This is a genomic window from Burkholderia arboris (assembly GCF_902499125.1).
GTDB classification, from domain to species: Bacteria; Pseudomonadota; Gammaproteobacteria; order Burkholderiales; family Burkholderiaceae; genus Burkholderia; species Burkholderia arboris.
Map to the genome: position 1 here is coordinate 107,085 of NZ_CABVPX010000001.1, position 19,919 is coordinate 127,003.

The 19,919-nt window shown below is 69.0% G+C and carries 13 protein-coding genes and 1 pseudogene; 6 read left to right on the forward strand and 8 right to left on the reverse strand.

Annotated elements, in window-relative coordinates:
- Window positions 1–16: 16 nt before the first annotated feature.
- Window positions 17–1,801 carry a nitrite/sulfite reductase gene (locus BLA15945_RS00515; RefSeq protein ID WP_174991198.1) on the forward strand — a complete coding sequence of 595 codons (1,785 nt, stop codon included), beginning with the start codon at window positions 17–19 and terminating at the stop codon, window positions 1,799–1,801.
- Window positions 1,798–2,235: a DUF934 domain-containing protein gene (locus BLA15945_RS00520; protein WP_059240382.1), complete on the forward strand. Its 438-nt coding sequence runs from the start codon at window positions 1,798–1,800 to the stop codon at window positions 2,233–2,235. The genes BLA15945_RS00515 and BLA15945_RS00520 overlap by 4 nt, the downstream gene beginning before the upstream one ends.
- Window positions 2,236–2,317: 82 nt before the next feature.
- On the opposite strand, the gene BLA15945_RS00525 is transcribed toward BLA15945_RS00520, so the two are convergent.
- The 4 genes and pseudogenes from BLA15945_RS00525 to BLA15945_RS00540 form a co-directional block, all read right to left on the reverse strand.
- Complete coding sequence (locus BLA15945_RS00525) at window positions 2,318–3,598, reverse strand: virulence factor family protein (protein WP_174991199.1); 1,281 nt, start codon at window positions 3,596–3,598, stop codon at window positions 2,318–2,320.
- Entirely contained in the window at window positions 3,595–6,189 is a 2,595-nt protein-coding gene (gene mprF, locus BLA15945_RS00530; protein WP_174991200.1) for a bifunctional lysylphosphatidylglycerol flippase/synthetase MprF, read from the reverse strand. Before mprF ends, BLA15945_RS00525 begins: the two co-directional genes overlap by 4 nt.
- Window positions 6,190–6,623: 434 nt before the next feature.
- Window positions 6,624–6,818: pseudogene (locus BLA15945_RS00535) on the reverse strand (hypothetical protein); the annotation flags it as partial.
- Between the two features lie 28 nt (window positions 6,819–6,846).
- A complete protein-coding gene (locus BLA15945_RS00540; protein WP_081052071.1) occupies window positions 6,847–7,761 on the reverse strand; it encodes a LysR family transcriptional regulator in 915 nt (304 codons plus the stop codon).
- 95 nt (window positions 7,762–7,856) lie between these two features.
- Here BLA15945_RS00540 and BLA15945_RS00545 point away from each other — a divergent pair, with 95 nt between their 5' ends.
- On the forward strand, window positions 7,857–8,300 hold the full coding sequence (locus BLA15945_RS00545; protein ID WP_059240378.1) for a GlcG/HbpS family heme-binding protein: 444 nt from the start codon (window positions 7,857–7,859) through the stop codon (window positions 8,298–8,300).
- Window positions 8,301–8,304: 4 nt separating this feature from the next.
- Window positions 8,305–9,081: an SDR family oxidoreductase gene (locus tag BLA15945_RS00550; RefSeq protein ID WP_059240377.1), complete on the forward strand. Its 777-nt coding sequence runs from the start codon at window positions 8,305–8,307 to the stop codon at window positions 9,079–9,081.
- A 175-nt stretch (window positions 9,082–9,256) separates the two neighbouring features.
- Here the strand turns inward: BLA15945_RS00550 and BLA15945_RS00555 are convergent, their stop codons facing one another.
- The 4 genes from BLA15945_RS00555 to BLA15945_RS00570 are packed head-to-tail and all read right to left on the reverse strand — an operon-like array spanning window position 9,257 to window position 17,781.
- Window positions 9,257–13,444 (reverse strand): bifunctional nitrate reductase/sulfite reductase flavoprotein subunit alpha, encoded by a 4,188-nt coding sequence (locus BLA15945_RS00555; RefSeq protein ID WP_174991201.1) that lies wholly within the window; start codon window positions 13,442–13,444, stop codon window positions 9,257–9,259.
- Between the two features lie 16 nt (window positions 13,445–13,460).
- On the reverse strand, window positions 13,461–13,805 hold the full coding sequence (nirD, locus tag BLA15945_RS00560) for a nitrite reductase small subunit NirD (protein WP_047903106.1): 345 nt from the start codon (window positions 13,803–13,805) through the stop codon (window positions 13,461–13,463).
- Between the two features lie 31 nt (window positions 13,806–13,836).
- Window positions 13,837–16,434: a nitrite reductase large subunit NirB gene (nirB, locus tag BLA15945_RS00565; protein WP_059240375.1), complete on the reverse strand. Its 2,598-nt coding sequence runs from the start codon at window positions 16,432–16,434 to the stop codon at window positions 13,837–13,839.
- A gap of 21 nt (window positions 16,435–16,455) precedes the next feature.
- Window positions 16,456–17,781, reverse strand: coding sequence for an MFS transporter (locus BLA15945_RS00570; RefSeq protein WP_059240374.1), 1,326 nt, complete (start codon window positions 17,779–17,781; stop codon window positions 16,456–16,458).
- A gap of 658 nt (window positions 17,782–18,439) precedes the next feature.
- On the opposite strand from BLA15945_RS00570, the gene cobA reads away from it, so the two are divergent.
- Both cobA and BLA15945_RS00580 read left to right on the forward strand, forming a co-directional pair.
- Entirely contained in the window at window positions 18,440–19,201 is a 762-nt protein-coding gene (gene cobA / locus BLA15945_RS00575) for a uroporphyrinogen-III C-methyltransferase (RefSeq protein ID WP_059240373.1), read from the forward strand.
- A 120-nt stretch (window positions 19,202–19,321) separates the two neighbouring features.
- Window positions 19,322–19,918, forward strand: a complete 597-nt coding sequence (locus tag BLA15945_RS00580) for an ANTAR domain-containing response regulator (protein WP_059240372.1) — start codon at window positions 19,322–19,324, stop codon at window positions 19,916–19,918.
- The last annotated feature ends 1 nt before the right edge of the window (window position 19,919 follow it).

The following is a 19,919-nucleotide window of genomic DNA, read 5'->3' on the forward strand; positions in this document are numbered from 1 at the left end:
TCTCGCGTATCACGTCATGTATCGATATACCGATTTCGACCGGGCGCTCGTGCACAGCCGCGCTGCCCAGTTCCGCGACCAGCTCGAGCGCTGGCAGCACGGCACGCTGAGTGAAGACGCGTTCCGGCCGCTGCGGCTGCAGAACGGCTGGTATGTGCAACGCCATGCGCCGATGCTGCGCGTCGCCGTGCCGTACGGCGAGCTGTCGAGCGCGCAGCTTCGCGTGCTGGCGCGGATCGCGCGCGACTACGACGTGCCCGACGATGCCACCTACCGCACCGCATGCGACGCACAGGCAGTGCTCGGCACGTTGCGCCTGCCGACCCGCAGCGCGCACTTCACGACACGCACCAACGTGCAGTTCAACTGGATTCCGCTTGCGAAGGCGGCCGACGTGATGGACCTGCTTGCGACCGTCGACATGCACGGCATCCAGACGAGCGGCAATTGCATCCGCAATATCTCGTGCGACGAACGCGCGGGTGTCGCGCCGGACGAGATCGCCGACCCGCGCCCGTTCGCCGAAGTGATGCGCCAGTGGACGACGCTCCACCCCGAGTTCGCATTCCTGCCGCGCAAGTTCAAGATCGCGATCACCGGTGCCACCGAAGACCGCGCGGCGACCGACTGGCACGACGTCGGGCTGAAGCTCGTGCGCGACGACACGGGCGCGCTCGGTTTTCGCGTGAGCGTCGGCGGCGGCATGGGCCGCACGCCGATGATCGCGACGCTACTGCGCGCGTTCCTGCCGTGGCAGCACGTGATGAACTACATCGAGGCGATCGTCCGCGTGTACAACCGCTACGGGCGCCGCGACAACAAGTACAAGGCACGCATCAAGATCCTCGTGAAGACCGAGGGGCAGCGCTACATCGACGACGTCGAGGAGGAGTTCCGCCAGATCGTCGTCCTCGACGGCGGCCCGCACACGATCCCGCAGGCCGAGTTCGATCGCGTCGCCGCGTCGTTCGTCCCGCCGCGGCTCAAGGCGCGCACGCTGGACCTGTCCGATGCGAACGCACGCGTCTTCGCCCAGGCGGCCCGACATCCGGCGTTCGCACGCTGGCTCGCCCGCAACGTCGCCGCGCATCGCGACCCGGCGCTGCGCATCGTCACGCTGTCGTTCAAGCGCCGCCTGCAGGCGCCAGGCGATGCATCGCCCGATCAGCTCGACGCGCTCGCCGAGCTTGCCGACCGCTTCTCGGCCGGGGAAGCGCGCGTCACGCACACGCAGAACGTCGTGCTGCCGTGGGTGCACGTCGACGATCTGTTCCTGCTGTGGGAGAACGCACGGGCGATCGGGCTGGCCAGCGCGAACGTCGCGCTGCTGACCGACATGATCGCGTGCCCGGGCGGCGATTTCTGCGCGCTCGCGAACGCGCGCTCGATCCCGGTCGCCGATGCGATCACCGAGCGCTTCCAGGATCTCGACCTGCTGCACGACATCGGCGACATCGACCTGCACATCAGCGGCTGCATCAACTCGTGCGGCCATCATCACAGCGGCCACCTCGGCATCCTCGGCGTCGACAAGGACGGCGCGGAGTGGTACCAGGTCACGCTCGGCGGATCGGACGGCTCGACCGCGAGCGGCCCCGCGCAGCCGGGCAAGGTGATCGGCCCGTCGTTCTCGGCGGACGAGATCGTCGATGTCGTCGATGCGCTCGTCAACGCGTACCTCGACGCGCGAATCGACGCGAACGGCCGCAGCGAACGATTCATCGACACGGTGCGCCGCATCGGCGCGGAACCCTTCAAGGCTGCCGCGAACCACGCGCGTCATCCGGTGGAGCACGCATGAATCAAGCGACTTCGAACACGCACGCGCGCCTCCGCCTGCTGACACCGGCCGAACACGCGGGCGACACGCCGCCGCCCGACGATGCGACGCTGACGATCGGCAACGACGAGGAACTGCCGCCGCTCGCCGCGCGGATCGCGCAAGTCACGCGGATCGACCTGCAGTTTCCGTCGTTCACCGACGGCCGCGCATACAGCCAGGCGTACCTGCTGCGCAAGCGCTACGGCTTCGCCGGCGACCTGCGCGCGACCGGCGAAGTACTGGTCGACCAGTTGCTGCTGATGGAACGCACGGGGTTCTCGAGCGCGGTGCTCGGCGACGACACCGATATCGCGGCCGCCCGGCGGCAGCTCGACCGGTTTCCGGGCTTCTACCAGCGCGATGCGAGAACGGCGATGCCGCCGCAGGACGCGGCGGCGCAGGCAGGAAAATGAAACGGGCGGCTCGCTGGCCGCCCGTACGATGAACCGGAAGCTAACCGGCCGGTGCCCGCCGTCGCGCGAGCGCCGCCGGCGGTCAGCGCGCCGCTGCCGGCTTGCCGAACGCGCCGAGGATCTTCTTCTCGAGCGCGATGTAGTCGCGGCCGAAGTGGTGATCGCCCTGCGTCTTGATCACGTCGGCGCCCGTATTCGCGAGCGCCGGGCACATCGTGTCCTTCTCTTCGGCCCCGTAGAAGCACTGCACCAGCTGCGGCGGCACCTGCGCGATTTCCGGCGCGACCTTCAGCGCCTTGTCGCTCGCGGGCATGCCGAGCCAGCCCGTCACGCGGATCTGGAAATCGGCGGACGGCGCGAAGCCGAGCAACGACATCACCGCAACCTTGTCGCGCAGGTCGGCCGGCAGCCGGTTGTACGCGAACGGCATCACGTCGGCACCGAACGAGTAGCCGACCAGCGCCACGCGGCCCGCATGCCAGCGCGCCATGTAGGTGCGCATCACGCGCGCCAGATCGCGGCTCACTTGCGCGGGCGGCTTCTCGCTCCAGAAGTAGCGCAGGCTGTCGATGCCGACCACCGACACGCCGTCGCGCTGCAGCGCCTCGGCGATCGTCTTGTCGAGATCGCGCCAGCCGCCGTCGCCGGAGATCACGATCGCGAGCCGGTCGCTGCCGCCCCTGGCGGGCAGCTCGACGAGCGGCAGATCCGACACGTCGAGTTCGTCGCCGCTGCTGGTGTCGCGCAGGTGCGACGTAACGAGCGACACGAGCTTCGCGGTGTCGCCCGCGGCGGCCGTTTCGACGAAGCCCGGCATCGCGCGGCGCACGATCGTCGGATCGGGCGGGCACGGCTTGAAGCGCGGATCGAGCTTCACGCCCGGACCGACCGAAACGACACCGGCGATCGTGTTCTCCGGCGCCATCGACAGGATCTGCTTCGCGATCGCGCCGCCCTGGCCCACGCCCGCGACGATCGGCGTGAAATAACGCGACGACTGTGCCAGGCGCTCGAGCTGGTGGCTGACCGCCTCGGCGTCGCCGTCGAGGTGGTGGCAGGTCTCCTGCTTCGCCGCGAGATTTGCCGCGTAACGCTCGGAATCGACACCGACCGTCATCGCCCCGGCTTTCGCGAGCGCATCGGCTGCCTGCTGATCGGCGGCATTCCAGCCGGCCTCACGCGAGAACAGCACGACGAAACCGCGCAGCGGCCCGCTCGGCTTGGTCACGGTAACGGGGCCGTAGCGGCCGCCCGACACGGTTTCGGCTTTCCCTGCGGCCGGCTGCGCGGCGCACGCGGCGCCGGCCAGCATCATTCCCGCGCAGGCGGCTGCCGCCCGCGCGATTCCCTTCGTCAACATCATGAACGCCGACCTCCAGCCAGCAATGACAGATCCGCCAGCGTGACAAACACGCCGACCGAGCCCGAGGCCGCGAGGTAACGCGGCTCCCAGTGCGGTTCGAACTTGCTCTTGAAAGCGCGCAAGCCGCGGAAGTTGTAGAAGCGGCCGCCGAAGCGCCAGACCATCAGGCCGAGCCGGTGCCACGGCGACGGCATCTTCGCCGCCCCCATCCCCGAGAACGGCGCGATGCCCAGGCTCAGCTTGCGGTAACCCGCTTCCTTCAGATGCAGCGCGAGCTGCGTGAACAGATACTCCATCGCGTACGGCGACGCGTCCGGCAGATGGCGCATCACGCCGACCGTCGCCTCGGTGTTGAGGTCGGTCGTCATGAACGTGACGAACGCGATCGGCTTGTCGGCCTGCCGCACGAGCATCACCGACTGCGTCGCGAGATAGCCGTCGTGGAACGCGGCCACCGAGAAACTCTTCTCGCGCGCATCGCGGCTGTCGAGCCAGCCGTCGGAAATGCCGCGCAGCGCCGGCAGCGCGGCCGGCACGTCGCCCGGCGCGATCACCTCGATCGCCAGCGCGTCCTTGTCGCCGCGGCGCAGCGCGTAACGCAGGTGCGAACGGTTCGAACCCTTCAGGTCGAACTGGTCGAGCGCGATATGTGCTTCCTCGCCGAGCTTCATCAGCGTGAGGCCCGCATCGAGATACAGCGGCAGCGCGTTCGCGCGCACCTGGTAGAACGCCGCGCGACCGCTGTGCGCGTGAGCGAGCGCGATGAACTTGCTGATCAGCGCCGGCCATTCTTCCCGCGGCCCGACCGGATCGTGCAGCGCGGCCCACGTGCGGCCGTTCTTCGCGTACATCAGGAAGGCCTGGCGCGATTCCGAGAACAGGAACGACTTGTCGCCCATCAACGCGAGGCCCGCATCGCTGCACTCCTGCGCGCGGATGATCCGTTCGGCGTCGAACAGGTCCTGCGGCACCGGCTTCACGAAGCGGCCCGGCGCCGGACGCAGCAATTGCCACAGCGCGAACAGCGCAACGAACACGCCGGACGCGAGCGTGGCGCGCAGCGCACGCGGCGCGCGCGCATCGAACGAGAAATGCGACCACAGCTCGCGCGTGTACGGCACGTCGCGGAACGCGAAGAACAGCACCCACACGGCCAGCATCAGTACCATCGTCACCGACACGAACCAACTCACCGTGAAGCGCTCGGCGAGCAGCGACGAATGGCGGTTGAAACGGCGCCGGCTGACGAGCAGCAGCACGAGCAGCGTCCCGAGCACGCCGGCCTCGACGAACGCGAGGCCCTTCGCGAGCGACAGCGCGAGGCTCGCGAGCGTCAACGCGAAGGTCATCCACCACGCGCCGTCGAGCCGCCGCAGCAGCCCGCGCGCGACGAACAGCAGCGCGACGCCGAGCACGCTGCAGATCACCTGCGAGCCTTCGAGCACCCACAGCGGCACGATGTGGCGCAGGATCGCGATCCGGTGCCAGAACGCGGGGGTCGCGCTCGAGATCACCAGCATCCCGCCCACTGCGAACGTTACGAGGCTCAGGAACACCGGTGCGAGCTGCGACACGCGCACGGCCTGCCGCGTGACGAGCCGGCGCCGCAGCGCGCGGCCCTCGAAGCCGGCCAGCAGGCCGGCCGACAGCACAAGCGGCACGCCGAAGTAGATCGCGCGATAGGCGATCAGCGCGGCGACCATCGCGTGCGCGGGCACTTCGCGGCCCAGCGTGAACACCATCGCGGCTTCGAACACGCCGATCCCGCCCGGCGTATGACCGATCATCCCGAGCAGCAATGCGGCCGCGTAGACAGTAATGAAGGTCGGGAAGCCGACCGGCGCGGCCGGCAGCAGCACCCACAGCGTCAGGCCCGCGGCCACGACGTCGAGCACCGCGTAGACGACCTGCGCGACGAGATCGCGCCGCGCCGGCACGTCGAACGACAGCCACTTGAAGCGCGTGACGACCGGGCGCGCGGCGTTGCCGCACATCACGACCATCGCGGCCAGCACCACGAGCAGCGCGGCGCCGGTCCACGTGAGCACGCCGGGCGCGACGTGCAGCATCGCGGCGAGCGCCTCCGGCACGCAGACCATGCCGACCGCCGTCATCAACACCATCGCGAGCGCCAGCGTGCCGCTCGTGAATACCGTCATCCGGCCGATCTGGGCGGGCGTGACGCCCGACACGCCGTACACGCGGGCGCGGACCGCACCGCCCGTCAGCGCGCCGAAGCCGGTGGCGTTACCGAGCGCGGATCCGGCAATCGCGCCGATCCACAGCGCGACACGCGGCACCTTCGCGCCGACATAACGCAGGCCGACCGCATCGCGGGCGACGAGCGCGAGATAGCTGAGGGCCGTCGCGGCCAGCGACGCGCCCCACTCGCCGACGGACATGTGACGCAACTGGCGGATCACCGACCGGTAGTCGACGGATTCCGACAGATGCTGGAAAACCACGATCAGCAGCAGGCCGATGCCGAGCGCGAGCAGCGGCGACAGCACGCGCTCGTTGCGGATCAGCGCCCGGGCACGGGCGATCGCCGCCGCGGCACGGCCGGGCGAACCTGAGTGGCGGGAAGACATAAGTTGTTCAGTGGTGATGCATAGCGTGTCGCGGCGCAAGAGGGCCAGGCGGCGACGAATCTGGTTGTTCTGCGTGGGCGGTCGGCCGAAGACGGAGGCAGGCGGCGCCTGGATCAGAACTTACGAGTATACGGAATTTATATTACAGAATCTTTCAGGTTCGCATTGTGCGGTTTTGTGGCTCGCCGGGCGCGTCAACAACACATAAAAATCGTGCGGCCGACAAACGCAAGGTGCGCATCATACCGGGAACGCAGGCAGTTTTTTCATCGGACGAATGACTTGTGATGCATTTGGGAGAAATCTACCGGGCGCGGCCCGGCGGTCGAGGACGAAAACGTGATGCGGCGGGACTTCGCCGGAATCGGGACGGGTTGATTCGGGCCGCTCTCCGCGCCTTGCGTCGGCGCGACGACATGCCCCCATTTCGTCCCCCGCTCACGCTCCCCCAACGCAATCGCCTTGTAGTCGTCAGTCGGATAGCACTCCGTCCGGTAAGCGCCCCATGCCGGGTCCTCGAGCACGCGATTGACCTCGCGCAGCCGCGACGCCGGCAGCCGCAGCACGACGATCTGCTCGATCCCCATCGTCACGGTCCCGCTCGCCACTTCGACGCACGGCGGCGGATAAATTGCTACCGTCAACCGGCCGATGCGATTACGTCGCGTCCGCGCCTTCTCGCTCCCGCAGCACGTCGATGAACGCACGCAGCTTGGCCGGCACGTGCTTGCGGTTCACGTAATACAGCCACATCGGCGGCAGCGTGCGGCACACGCCCGGCAGCACCTCGACGAGCCTGCCGTCGCGCAAATCCTGCTCGATCCGCTCGCGCATGAACGCGAACGCAATGCCGACACCCGCGCGTGCCGCATCGATCACCGCATCGGCATCGTTCGTCACGAACACACCGTCCGGATCGAGATCGACGTCGCGCTGCCCGTCGTGCAGCAGCCACTTGTGCAGGCGCCCGCTTTCCGAGAACCGGAACCGGATGCACGCATGCCGTTCGAGCGCCGCAATCGACGCCGGCACGCCGTGCCGCGCCAGATAACCGGGCGACGCAACCAGCGCACACGACAGCGCCGGCGCGATCCGCACGCCGATCATGCCCGGCTGCAACCGGTCGGCCAGCCGGATCCCCGCATCGAACCCGTCCTTCGCGATATCGACCAGTTCGTTCTCGTAGCGGATTTCGAGCCGGACTTTCGGATAGCGCTCGCGGAACGTGGCGAGTACCGGCGCGATCACGCGTGCGCGCGCCAGCGGCAACGCGGTCACGCGCAACACCCCGCTCGGCTCGCTGCGCGCGTCCTTCAGCTCGTCGCGCGCCTGCATCACCTGCCGGTACGCAGGCTCCGTCTGCCGCCAGTAGCGCTGCCCGGCTTCCGTCAGGCTCACGCCACGCGTGCTGCGGTTGAACAGCTTCACGTTCAGTTCGCCCTCGAGCTGCCCGATCGCGAGGCTGACGGCAGCCGGCGTCAGGCCGAGCGCGGCGGCGGCCCGCGTGAAGTTGCCGGCCGTCGCGACGGTCATGAACACGTGCAGCCCGGCCATCGGATCGCGTCTGCCCATCATTAAAAAAACTTGAAACTCCTTCGAGCGGAATACGGATTCTCCCATATACCGCAACTGCCTACACTGGCGCTGTCGTCCCACCGGAGCCCCGCATGAACCCGCTCGCCGCCGCGCTGCCGCTCGCAGCCGCCCGCCGCACGATCGATGCCGCCCTCGCGCATGCCGCGTCGCTGCAAGTCGCCGGCGTCGCCATTGCAATCGTCGATGCCGGTGCAAACCTGCTCGCATTCGTGCGCACCGACGATTGCTTCCTCGGTGCGATCGATCTCGCGCAGCGCAAGGCGCTGACGGCTGTCCGCTTCCGTGCATCGACCGGCGCACTCGGCGCGATGTCGGGCGACGGTCCGCTGCGCGGCATCGAGCACAGCCACGGCGGGCTCGTCACGTTCGGCGGCGGCGAGCCGCTCTTCGATGGCAACGGGCGCTGCGTGGGCGCGATCGGTGTCTCGGGCGGCAGCGTCGACGATGACACCGCGATCGCGCAACACGGCCGCGACCGCTTTCCGGCAACGCTCCACCTCCAAACCAAAGGGTAAGCACATGACACAGAAACGCATCCTCATCACCGGCGCAGGCACCGGCTTCGGCCGCGAAGTCGCGCTGCGCCTCGCCGAGCGCGGTCACGACGTGACGGCCGGCGTGCGCGTCACCGTCGAGATCGATGCACTGACGGACGCCGCCGCGCAACGCGGCACCGCACTGCGCGCGATCAAGCTCGACGTCACGTCGGCCCATGATCGTGCCCGCGCGGCCGAACTCGACATCGACGTGCTCGTGAACAACGCGGGCGTGGGCGAAGCCGGCGCGCTGGTGGACCTGCCGGTCGAGATCGTCCGCGAGCTGTTCGACGTCAACGTGTTCGGGCCGCTCGAACTCACGCAGCAGATCGCACGCGGCATGCTCGCGCGCCGGCACGGCAAGATCGTGTTCGTATCGTCGATCGCAGGCCTGATCACCGGCCCGTTCACGGGCGCCTATTGCGCGTCGAAGCACGCGGTCGAATCGGTGGCCGAGGCGATGCACGCGGAACTGGCGCAGCACGGCATCCGCATCGCGGTCGTGAACCCCGGCCCGTACAGCACCGGCTTCAACGACCGGATGATGGAAACGACGCGGCGCTGGCGCGATCCGGCCGTGCATACCGTGACGCCCGAGCGGCTGACGTTCCCGCTCGAACAGCACGACCCGGAAGAGATGATCGCGAAGATGATCGACGTGATCGAAAGCGACGGCGGCGCATTCCGCAACCTGCTGCCGCAGTCGTCGGAAGCGTTCGTCCGTGCCGAACAGGCGCGCGCGTGGGACCGTCAGCAGTGATGTAAACCGGCGGTGGCCGGCGGTTCACGCAGGAACGCGATGCCCGCCGCCCGGCGTGACGCGCGCCGCGTTCGCCGTCGCCAGCCGTCCCGACGGCCTGGACCGCCGCACGCCAACCCGTCGCCGAAGCCGGGCCCGCATGCCGGCGGGCCGCGTTAAGCCGCGCCGCCCGCGGTCAGTACACGTCGCGCATGTAGCGCCGTGCCTTCGAAAGCCGCGCGACGTAGTCGTTCGCGGCCTCGTCCGACATGCCGCCGTGTTCGGCAACGACGGCCTTCAGCGCCGTATCGACGTCCTTCGCCATCCGCGCGGCGTCGCCGCACACGTAGAAGTGCGCCCCCTCCTCCAGCCACGCGAACAGTTCCGCGCCCTGCTCGCGCATCCGGTCCTGCACGTAGATCTTGTCGGCCTGGTCGCGCGAGAACGCGAGATCGAGCCGCGTGAGGAAGCCGCTGTCGTGCATCGTGCCCAGTTCGTCACCGTAGTAGAAGTCGGTCTGCGCATGCTGCTCGCCAAAGAACAGCCAGTTGCGCCCGCGCGCGCCGCGCGCCTGCCGCTCGTGCAGGAAGCCGCGGAACGGTGCGACGCCGGTGCCGGGGCCGACCATCACGATCGGCACGTCGCCGTTCACCGGCGGCCGGAAATGCGCGGACTTCTGCACGAACACCGGCACGCGGCCGTCGTCCGCGCGATCGGCGAGAAACGTCGACGCAACGCCTTTGCGCGCGCGCCGGCCGTTGTGATAACGCACGGCCGACACGGTCAGGTGGATCTCGCCCTGGTGCGCGCTCGGGCTCGACGCGATCGAATACAGGCGCGGCTGCATGCGCTTCAGCATCCCGACCAGCTCCGTGCCCGACAGCTCGACCGGGAATTCGTGCAGCACATCCGCGAGCTGCTGCCCCCACAGCCATTGCTTCAGGTCGCCCTTGCGCTCGTCGCCGAGCAGCGATTTCAGCGCGCCGTTCGCACTGCGCGACGCAATGAACGCGAGCGTGTCCGGATGCGGACGCGTGATGTCGAAGTGACGCGCGAGCGCATCGCCGAGGCGCACGTCGCCGACGCCCGCGATCGACACCGGCGCATCGGCCTTCAGCGCGGTGACGGAAAGCAGCTCGTCGACCAGCTCCGGGCAGTTGGTCGGCCACACGCCGAGCGCGTCGCCGGTTTCGTATTCGAGGTTCGCGCCTTCGGTCGACAACGACACGTAGCGCGTATCTTTCGCGGCGCCCGGACGGTTCAGCCGCAGGTTCGCAACGAGCTTCGACGGTGCCGGATGCGCCTTCGTCGGCAGCAGCCCCGACGGGCTCATCCCGCCGGACGGCACCGCGTGCAGCGCGGCATCGGCCTCCTTGATCCGCGCGACGACGCGCTCGAGCCACTGGTCGGCGTCGCGCTGGAATTCCACGTCGCAATCGACACGCGCGCACAGGCGGGCCGCGCCGAGCTCCGCGAGCCGCGCGTCGAGCCGGCGGCCGTGGCCGCAGAACTGGTCGTAGTTGCGATCGCCGAACGCGAGCACCGCGAAGTGCACGCCGTCGAGGCGCGCGGCACTGCCGGCCTGCAGTGCATCCCAGAACTCGGTACCGTTGTCGGGTGCATCGCCGTCGCCGAACGTGCTCGTCATCAGCAGCACGTATTGCGCACCGGCGAGCGACGCAATCGGATAGTCGGACATGCACGCGGTGCGAATCTCGAAGCCCGCGTTCATCAGTTGCGTCGCGTAATCTTCGGTCAGCGATTCGATGTTGCCGGTCTGCGACGCCCACAGCAGCACGACCTTCGGGCGCGTGCGCACGATCCGCACGCCGCCGGACGCGGCCGCGTCGGCCGGCAGCGCGGCCGTCGCGGCCACCGGCGAATGCGCAGGCAGCGAACGGCTGAACAGGCCCGCGAGCATCCCGTCGAGCCAGAACCGCACCGGCGGCGTCAGCGGGGCGGCGGCCGGCAGCACGGGCACGCTGCCCTCGCGCCGGCCGGCGCTCGCCTTCAGCCCGCTGACGAGGCCCGCCACGTACAACCGTTCCGTGTCGGTCAACGGCGGCGGCGCGAGATCGGCGACGCCGAGCGCGGCCGCGAAAGTGTCGATGTCTGCCATGTCGGATTCCTGTGAAGCAGTGGCCTGCACCGTCGCCGGCGCGGGCCGCACGTCGTCGGCGCATGCATCGGGTTGCGCCGTTTCGTCGTCGGCGGATGCGAACGCGTCCGTGTCGACGCGCCGCAGCGCGACCGCGCAATATTTCAGTTCGGGTTGCTGCGATTCCGGGTCGATCGCGTCGTTCGTCACCGCGTTGATGCACAGGTCGTCGCCGTACACGTCGTTCCAGTGCATCGGGGCAAAGCAGTTGCCGCGCTGCACGCGTTCGGTCACGACGGCCGGCAATACCGCACGGCCGCGCGCCGAACGGATCTCGACGCTGTCCTTCGCGGCAATGCCGAGCGCGCTCGCATCGTCCGGGTGCAGCTCGACGAACGGGCGCGGGTTCAGCTTGTTCAGCATCGCGACCTTGCCCGTCTTCGTCATCGTGTGCCATTGATGCTGCAGCCGCCCGGTGTTCAGCACGATCGGGAACGTGTCGTCGGGCAGCTCGGCCGGATCGACGTGCGGCCGCGCGAAGAAGCGCGCCTTGCCCGACGGCGTCGGGAACGCGATGCGCGGGGCATCGTTGCCGTCAGCGGCCGGGCGCCGTGTCTGGCTCACGCCGTCGTTCAGGTAGCGGATCGGGTGCCGCTCGCGCGCGGTGCCCGGCGCGACCGGCCATTGCACCGGGCCGTCGCGCAGCGCCGCGTGGCTCGCGCCGCGCAGGTCGTAGCCGGTCGCCGGATTCGAGAACCGCACGATCTCGTCGAACACGTCGGCCGCCGACGCATAGTCGAATGCATCGCCGAAGCCCATCGCGCGCGCGACTTCCGCGACGATACGCCAGTCGGGCAGCGCGTCGCCGGGCGGCGCGACCGCCGCACGCATCAGCGTCATGTTGCGCTCGGAGTTGATCATCACGCCGTCGCCTTCGGCCCACAGCGCGCCCGGCAGCAGGATGTCCGCGTAGCGGTTGGTCTCGGTGTCGAGGAACGCGTCCTGCGCGATCACGAGTTCCGCGGCCTGCAGCCCGGCGATCACGTTCTGCCGGTTCGGCACGGTCGCGACCGGATTCGTGCAGACGATCCAGCACGCCTTGATGTCGCCGGCCGCCATGCGTTCGAACAGGTCGACCGTGCCCTTGCCGGTGTCCTTGCGCAGCGTGCCGGCCGGCACGCGCCACAGGTGCTCGACGAAGCGCCGGTCGTCGTCGGACAGCACCGAGCGCTGGCCTGGCAAGCCCGGACCCATGTAGCCCATCTCGCGGCCGCCCATCGCGTTCGGCTGGCCGGTCAGCGAGAACGGGCCGCTGCCCGGCCGGCAGAGCTTGCCCGTTGCAAGATGCAGGTTGCAGATCGCGTTGGTGTTCCACACGCCGTGCGTGCTCTGGTTGAGCCCCATCGTCCAGCAGCTCATCCACTCCTGCGCGTCGCCGATCCATTGCGCGGCCGTGCGCAGGTCGGCTTCCGCGAGCCCCGTGATCGCCGCGACGCGCTCGGGCGTGTAGTCGGCGAGAAACGCGGGCATCGCGTCCCAGCCTTCCGTGTACGCGTCGATGAACGCGGCATCGGTGCGGCCGTTCGCATGCAGCAGGTGCAGCAGCCCGTTGGTCAGCGCGAGATCGGTGCCCGGCCGGATCTGCAGGAACAGGTCGGCCTTGTCGGCGGTGCCGGTGCGGCGCGGATCGACGACGATCAGCTTGGCGCCGGCCTTCACGCGATCCATCATCCGCAGGAACAGGATCGGGTGACAGTCGGCCATGTTTGCGCCGATCACGAAGAACAGGTTCGCGCGATCGAAGTCCTGATACGACCCGGGCGGGCCGTCCGCGCCGAGCGACTGCTTGTAGCCGGTGCTCGCGCTCGCCATGCAGAGACGCGAGTTCGACTCGATGTTGTTGGTGCCGACGAAGCCCTTCGCGAGCTTGTTGACGAGGTATTGCGCCTCGATCGACATCTGCCCCGACACGTAGAACGACAGCGCGTCGGGCCCGTGCGTATCGAGCACCGCCCGCAGGCGGCGCGCGGTTTCGGCGATCGCGTCGCGCGCCGGCAGCGGCACGAGGTCGTCCTCGCGTGCGCGGCGCACGAACGCACGGTCGAGCCGCCCGGAGCGGCGCAGCGCGACGTGCGCCGACGAACCCTTCGTGCACAGCCGCCCGAAGTTGGTCGGATGGTCGGAGTCGCCGGATACCTTGACGACTTCGCCATCCTCGACGTGCAGCACCATGCCGCAGCCGACGCCGCAGTACGGGCACACGCTCTTGACGGGGGTGGCGGTCATGCGCGCTCCGGGACGGTCAGGCCGCGATCCACACGAAGCCGTCCTCGACCCGCGACGGATACGCGCTCACCGACTGCTCGGGCGCTTCCAGGCATTCGCCGGTGCGCAGGTCGAAATGCTGCTTGTACAGCGGCGACGCGACGACGACACGCTCGCCGAGGCTGCCGATCAGCCCGCGCGACATCACGGCCGCCTGCGATACCGGATCGACGTTGTCGATCGCGAACACGCCGCCGTCGGCATGCGCGACGTGAAATACCGCGACCTGCTCGCCGTTGACGAGCGCGCACACGCCGGTGTTCGGCACGATGTCGTCGAGCGGGCACACGCGGGTCCAGGACAGCGGAAGACGATCGTTCATGATGGGCTCCTTGAAGTGATGCGGGTATCGGTCAGGCGGTTGCGGGTTCGGTCACGGCTTGCGTCGCGCTTTCCGCGACGACGGGAATCGGCACGGGCTTGCCGCCCGCGCGCTCGCCGGGCGTCGCGGGCCGGATCTGGCCGCGCGTCTCGACGAATTCGATCGTCGTGTCCGGCGCGTCGCTGTTCACGAAGTGGCGGAAGCGCTTGCGCGTATCGGGATCGGTGACGGCCTTCTTCCATTCGCACTCGTAGGTGTCGACCACGTGCTGCATGTCGGCTTCGAGTTCGGCGCCGATCCCGAGCCGGTCGTGCACGACGACGTCGGTCAGGTAGTCGAGGCCGCCTTCGAGGTTGTCGCGCCACACGCTGGTGCGCTGCAACCGGTCGGCCGTGCGCACGTAGAACATCAGGAAACGGTCGATGTAGCGCAGCAGCGTCGCGCGGTCGAGATCGGACGCGAGCAGTTCCGCGTGGCGCGGCTTCATCCCGCCGTTGCCGCACACGTACAGGTTCCAGCCTTTTTCGGTCGCGATGATGCCGACGTCCTTGCCCTGCGCTTCAGCGCACTCGCGCGTGCAGCCCGATACGCCGAACTTGATCTTGTGCGGCGCGCGCAGCCCCTTGTAGCGATTCTCCAGGTCGATCGCGAGGCCGACCGAATCGTCGACGCCATAGCGACACCACGTCGACCCGACGCACGACTTCACGGTGCGCAGCGCCTTGCCGTACGCGTGCCCCGATTCGAAGCCGGCCTCGATCAGCTCCTCCCAGATCGACGGCAGTTGCTCGACGCGCGCGCCGAACAGGTCGACGCGCTGGCCGCCCGTGATCTTCGTGTACAGGCCGTACTTCTTCGCGACCTGGCCGACGGCGATCAGCCCTTCCGGCGTGACTTCGCCGCCCGGCATGCGCGGCACGACCGAGTACGTGCCGTCGCGCTGGATGTTCGCGAGGTAGTAGTCGTTCGAATCCTGCAGCCCCGCATGTTCCTTCTTCAGCACGAATTCGTTGAAGCACGACGCGAGGATGCCCGCGACGGCCGGCTTGCACACGTCGCAGCCGAGCCCGTGGCCGTGCTTCGCGAGCAGTTCGTCGAACGTCGTGATGCGCTCGACGCGGATCAGGTGGAACAGCTCCTGGCGCGAATGCGGGAAGTGCTCGCACAGATGGTTGTTGACCGCGAGGCCCTGCTTCTTCATCTCGGCCTTCATGATCTGCGTGACGAGCGGCACGCAGCCGCCGCACGACGTGCCGGCGCCCGTGCACGTCTTCAGCGCGCCGAGGCTCGTCGCGCCGTCCGCGACCGCCGTGCAGATCTGCGACTTCGACACGTTGTTGCACGAGCAGATCTGGGCACCGTCCGGCAGCGCGTCGACGCCGATCGCCGGCTTCGCGACGCCGTCCGACGACGGCAGGATCAGGAATTCGGGCGACTCGGGCAGCTCGATGCGGTTCAGCATCATCTGCAGCAGCGTGCCGTACTCGGCCGCGTCGCCGACCATCACCGCGCCGTGCAGGAACTTGCCGCAGTCGGACACCACGAGCTTCTTGTAGACCTGGCGGCGCTCGTCCGCGTACTGGTAGGTGCGGCTGCCGGCCGTCGTGCCGTGCGCGTCGCCGATGCTCGCGACGTCGACGCCCATCAGCTTCAGCTTCGTGCTCATGTCGGCGCCCGCAAACGCGGCGCCGGTTGCGTCGTTCGCGTCACCGGCGAGCTGCTTCGCGACCACACGCGCCATGTCGTAGCCGGGCGCGACGAGGCCATACACCATGCCGTTCCATGCCGCGCATTCGCCGATCGCATAGATGTCGGCATCGCTCGTGCGGCAGGCGTCGTCGATCGCGACGCCGCCGCGCGGGCCGGTGTCGAGCCCGCATGCGCGGGCCAGTTCGTCGCGGGCACGGATGCCGGCCGAGAACACGATCATGTCGGCGTCGAGGTGCGTGCCGTCGGCGAACGCCATCCGGTGCGTACCCTCCTCACCGTCGACGATTTCGAGCGTGTTCTTGCCCGTATGCACGGTCACGCCGAGCGCCTCGATCTTCGCGCGCAGCATCCGGCCGCCGCCGTCGTCGACCTGGACGGCCATCAGCCGCGGTGCGAATTCGACGACGTGCGTGTCGAGCCCCATGTCACGCAGCGCCTTCGCGCATTCGAGGCCGAGCAGCCCGCCGCCGATCACGACGCCGCGCTTCGCGTGCGTGCCGCACGCCTGCATCGCTTCGAGATCCTCGATCGTCCGGTACACGAAACAGCCTGCGCGATCGTGCCCCGGCATCGGCGGCACGAACGGGCGCGAGCCCGTCGCGAGCACCAGCTTGTCGTAGGCCAGCGTTTCGCCCGACGCGAGCGTGACCGTATGCGCGGCGCGGTCGATCGATGCGACCTGCGCGTTCAGGCGCAGGTCGAACTGCGGATGACGCTCGAAGAAGCCCGGTTCGACGAGCGACAGGTCGTCCGCCGACTTGCCCGAGAAAAATTCCGACAGGTGCACGCGATCGTAGGCCGGACGCGGCTCCTCGCCGAGCACGGTGACCTGCAGCGCGCCCGCCGCACCGGCTTCCGCCGCGACGCATTCGAGGAGCTTGTGGCCGACCATGCCGTGGCCGATGACGATGAGTTTCATGGTGACGATTCCTTCGGTCGATCAGTTCGCGGCGTTGGCGGCGGCCAGCGCGCGGTCGCGCAGTTCGGCTTCGCGCGCCTTGTGTTCTTCGCTGAAGCGCACGGCCATCGCGCACAGCGCGGTGGCGGTGACGGCGAGGCCGAGCATGCTCAGCGTCTGCTGGACGTCGCCGACGCCCTTCAGCAGGAACGCCGCGGCCACCGCGCCGACGTTGCCGCCCGCACCGACGATCCCGGCGACGCCGCCGAGCGCCTTGCGGTCGATGAACGGCACCAGCGCGTAGGTCGCGCCGCACGCCATGTGCGTGAACAGGCCGAAGGTCACCATCGCGACGAGCGCGATGCCGACGCTCTGCGCATGCGAGAACCAGATCAGCCCGAGCCCTTCGCCGATGATCAGTGCGCACAGCAGCGTCGCGCGCACGTCGAGGCTGCGGCGCGCGGCGATCTTGTCGGACAGCCAGCCGCCGAGCGCTCGGGCGAACAGCGCGAGCAGCCCGAACAGGCCGACCGCGAAACCGGCGTCCTTCAACGACAGGCTGAAGTGATCGACGTAGTACAGCGCGGCGATGTTGTGGATGAACACTTCGACGCCGAAGCACGCGCCGTACGTGACGAACAGCATCCACACGCGATAGTTGCCGCACGCGGCGAAGAAGCTCGCCCAGCCCCCCTTCTTGCCACTGTCGACCGTCACGCCTTCCTTGCGCAGCGCGACGATGTCGCCTTGCGGGCAGTCCTGCGTGAAGCGCCAGTACGCCCACGCCATCACGAGCATCGCCACGCCCGGCACGACCAGCGCCATGCGCCACGACGAATCCTCGCCGAAGCCGAGCATCAGGCCGGCGGCGACGAGCAGCGGCATCAGCGCCTGCGTCGCGCCCGCCCCTGCGTTGCCCCAGCCGGCCGTCGTCGCGTTCGCGGTGCCGACCACGTTCGGCGCGAACATCACCGACGTGTGGTACTGCGTGATCACGAAGCCCGCGCCGATCGCGCCGATGCCGAGCCGGCAGATCAGGAACGACAGGTAGTCGTGCGTGAACGACACCGCGAACACCGGGATCGCGCCGAGCAGCAGCAGACCGACATACACGCGGCGCGGGCCGAAGCGGTCGCACAGCGGGCCGACCAGCAGCCGCACGGCGATCGTCGCGGCCACCGCGGCGATGTTGATGTTGGCGACCTGCGCCGCGGTCAGGTGGAATTCGCGCGCGATGAGCGGCATCAGCGGCGCGCACGCGAACCATGCGAAGAAGCACACGAAGAACGCCATCCACGTCATGTGGAACGCGCGCATCGGCGCGGTGCGGAAGCTGAAGAGATCGATACGGGTAGCTTTGTCGGTCATGTCATCCGCCAAACGAAAAACGGCGTCCTGCGCACCCGGTCTCGTCGAGACCCGATGCGTAGGACGCCGTTGCCCATGAAGCCCGTTGCCGGGCGCGTCTGTAATCGGTACTGCGAGCGAATCGCCATTGATCCGCCCGGACCAGCTTACGCAAACGCCGTGCCATGTCATCGAAAATCCGGCTCACAGCCCCGCCGTACAAGGCTCGCGGCGAGGGTATGGCCCGCTGCGGCACACGACGCACGATGCGCCGAGATGCAGCGAGGCACAGATGTGGTGCGCTGCAGCACTGTCGCCGTGCGACATCGCGGTGCGCGCTGGCGGGGCACGATGCACACCGATGCGGCATTGCGGACGGCCGCACGCCGCGGCCGGCTGCATACGTGTGGCCGGCGCGCGGTGCGTCGCGCCACGCGGCCACCATGTGTTGCCCGGGTTGGCCCGGATATTGCTCAATCTCATCCATCACACCGGCAACGGCGCCGGTGGGCAGTCCCCGCAAACCCTGCCCGCCCTTCACGGCGGGCCCGTCAGGACAACGGTGTCCCCCCGTGCGCGGCACGGCCGGATGCCGGTGCGTTTCGACCGCCCGCCGCCGCCGCGCAGACAACGCGTTAGCAGACCGCCGCACGCTCGCGATGCGGCACAGGAACACGACATGACGACTGGCAAAGTCACGCTGCTGGGCGCCGGCCCCGGCGATCCCGATCTCCTCACGCTGAAGGCCGTGAAAGCGCTGGCCGCCGCCGACGTGCTGCTGCTCGACGATCTCGTCGCGCCCGGCATCGTCGAACTCGCCCCGCAGGCGCGCGTGATCCGCGTCGGCAAGCGCGGCGGCTGCCGCTCCACGCCGCAGGCCTTCATCGAGAAACTGATGCGCCGCTACGCGCTGCGCGGCGCACACGTGGTACGCGTGAAAGGCGGCGACGCGCTGCTGTTCGGGCGCGCCGGCGAAGAACTCGCGACGCTGCGCGCAGCCGCGATTCCGGTCGAGATCGTCAACGGCATCTCGTCGGGATTCGCGGCCGCCGCGAGCCTCGGCATCTCGCTCACGCACCGCGAGCACTGCCAGGGCGTCACGTTCGTCACCGCGCACCGCCAGGACCACGGCGAACCCGACTGGGCACGGCTCGCGGCCACCGGCACCACGCTGGCGATCTACATGGGGATGAGCCGCGTCGACAGCCTTGCGGCGGGCCTGCTCGCCGCGCTGCCCGCGTCGACCCCGGCGGCGGCCGTGCAATGGGCCGGCACGCCCGACGAACGCCGCTGGACCGGCACGCTCGGCACGCTCGCACACGGCATCGAGGCCGCGCGGCTCGGCAGCCCGGCCGTGATCCTCGTCGGCGGGGCGATCGGCGAAGCAGCCGTGCAAGGCACGGACGCCGCCACCGAAGCGGCGTTTTCGAGAGCCGCGTGACATGCCCGACATCGTGCGGCTTCGGCCGCTTCCCGTTCCCGTCACCACCGGCCGCGCGTCCGGCCTGCATACGTCGTCAGCAACTTGCACCGAAGCCCCATTGCCCCTGTCGCCCGCCTCATGAGTTCGCCTGCCCTGTCCGCCCGCCTGCGCGTGCTGCTCGTCACCGACACCGACAAGCCGATCGGCGAGCTCGGCGACGCGCTCGCGCGCCTCGGCTACGAGATGCTGAACGACGTCGCGACGCCCGCGCGCCTGCCGGCGGCCGTCGAGGAACAACGCCCTGACGTCGTGATCATCGACACCGATTCGCCATCGCGCGACACGCTCGAGCAGCTCGCGGTCATGCACGCGACCGCACCGCGCCCCGTGCTGATGTTCAGCCACGACGCCGACCAGGAACTGATCCGCGCGGCGGTCGGCGCGGGCGTCAGCGCGTATCTCGTCGAAGGCTTGTCGGCCGAGCGTCTCGCACCGATTCTCGAAGTCGCGCTCGCGCGCTTCTCGCACGACGATGCACTGCGCCGCCGGCTGGCCGACGTCGAGCGCGAACTCGCGGAGCGCAAGCTGATCGACCGCGCGAAACGCGTGCTGATGGACCAGCGCAAGCTGTCCGAACACGACGCGTACGCGGCGCTGCGCAAACGTGCGATGGATCAGGGCCTGCGCATCGTCGACGTCGCGCGACAACTGCTCGACGCTTCACCCCAGTCATGAC

Excerpts from the sequence above, each read along its gene's own strand:
- BLA15945_RS00515 (WP_174991198.1), top strand. The coding sequence starts at position 17 with ATGTATCGATATACCGATTTCGACCGGGCGCTCGTGCACAGCCGCGCT.
- BLA15945_RS00520 (WP_059240382.1), top strand. The coding sequence starts at position 1,798 with ATGAATCAAGCGACTTCGAACACGCACGCGCGCCTCCGCCTGCTGACA.
- BLA15945_RS00525 (WP_174991199.1), bottom strand. The coding sequence starts at position 3,598 with ATGATGTTGACGAAGGGAATCGCGCGGGCGGCAGCCGCCTGCGCGGGA.
- mprF (WP_174991200.1), bottom strand. The coding sequence starts at position 6,189 with ATGTCTTCCCGCCACTCAGGTTCGCCCGGCCGTGCCGCGGCGGCGATC.
- BLA15945_RS00540 (WP_081052071.1), bottom strand. The coding sequence starts at position 7,761 with ATGGGCAGACGCGATCCGATGGCCGGGCTGCACGTGTTCATGACCGTC.
- BLA15945_RS00545 (WP_059240378.1), top strand. The coding sequence starts at position 7,857 with ATGAACCCGCTCGCCGCCGCGCTGCCGCTCGCAGCCGCCCGCCGCACG.
- BLA15945_RS00550 (WP_059240377.1), top strand. The coding sequence starts at position 8,305 with ATGACACAGAAACGCATCCTCATCACCGGCGCAGGCACCGGCTTCGGC.
- BLA15945_RS00555 (WP_174991201.1), bottom strand. The coding sequence starts at position 13,444 with ATGACCGCCACCCCCGTCAAGAGCGTGTGCCCGTACTGCGGCGTCGGC.
- nirD (WP_047903106.1), bottom strand. The coding sequence starts at position 13,805 with ATGAACGATCGTCTTCCGCTGTCCTGGACCCGCGTGTGCCCGCTCGAC.
- nirB (WP_059240375.1), bottom strand. The coding sequence starts at position 16,434 with ATGAAACTCATCGTCATCGGCCACGGCATGGTCGGCCACAAGCTCCTC.
- BLA15945_RS00570 (WP_059240374.1), bottom strand. The coding sequence starts at position 17,781 with ATGACCGACAAAGCTACCCGTATCGATCTCTTCAGCTTCCGCACCGCG.
- cobA (WP_059240373.1), top strand. The coding sequence starts at position 18,440 with ATGACGACTGGCAAAGTCACGCTGCTGGGCGCCGGCCCCGGCGATCCC.
- BLA15945_RS00580 (WP_059240372.1), top strand. The coding sequence starts at position 19,322 with ATGAGTTCGCCTGCCCTGTCCGCCCGCCTGCGCGTGCTGCTCGTCACC.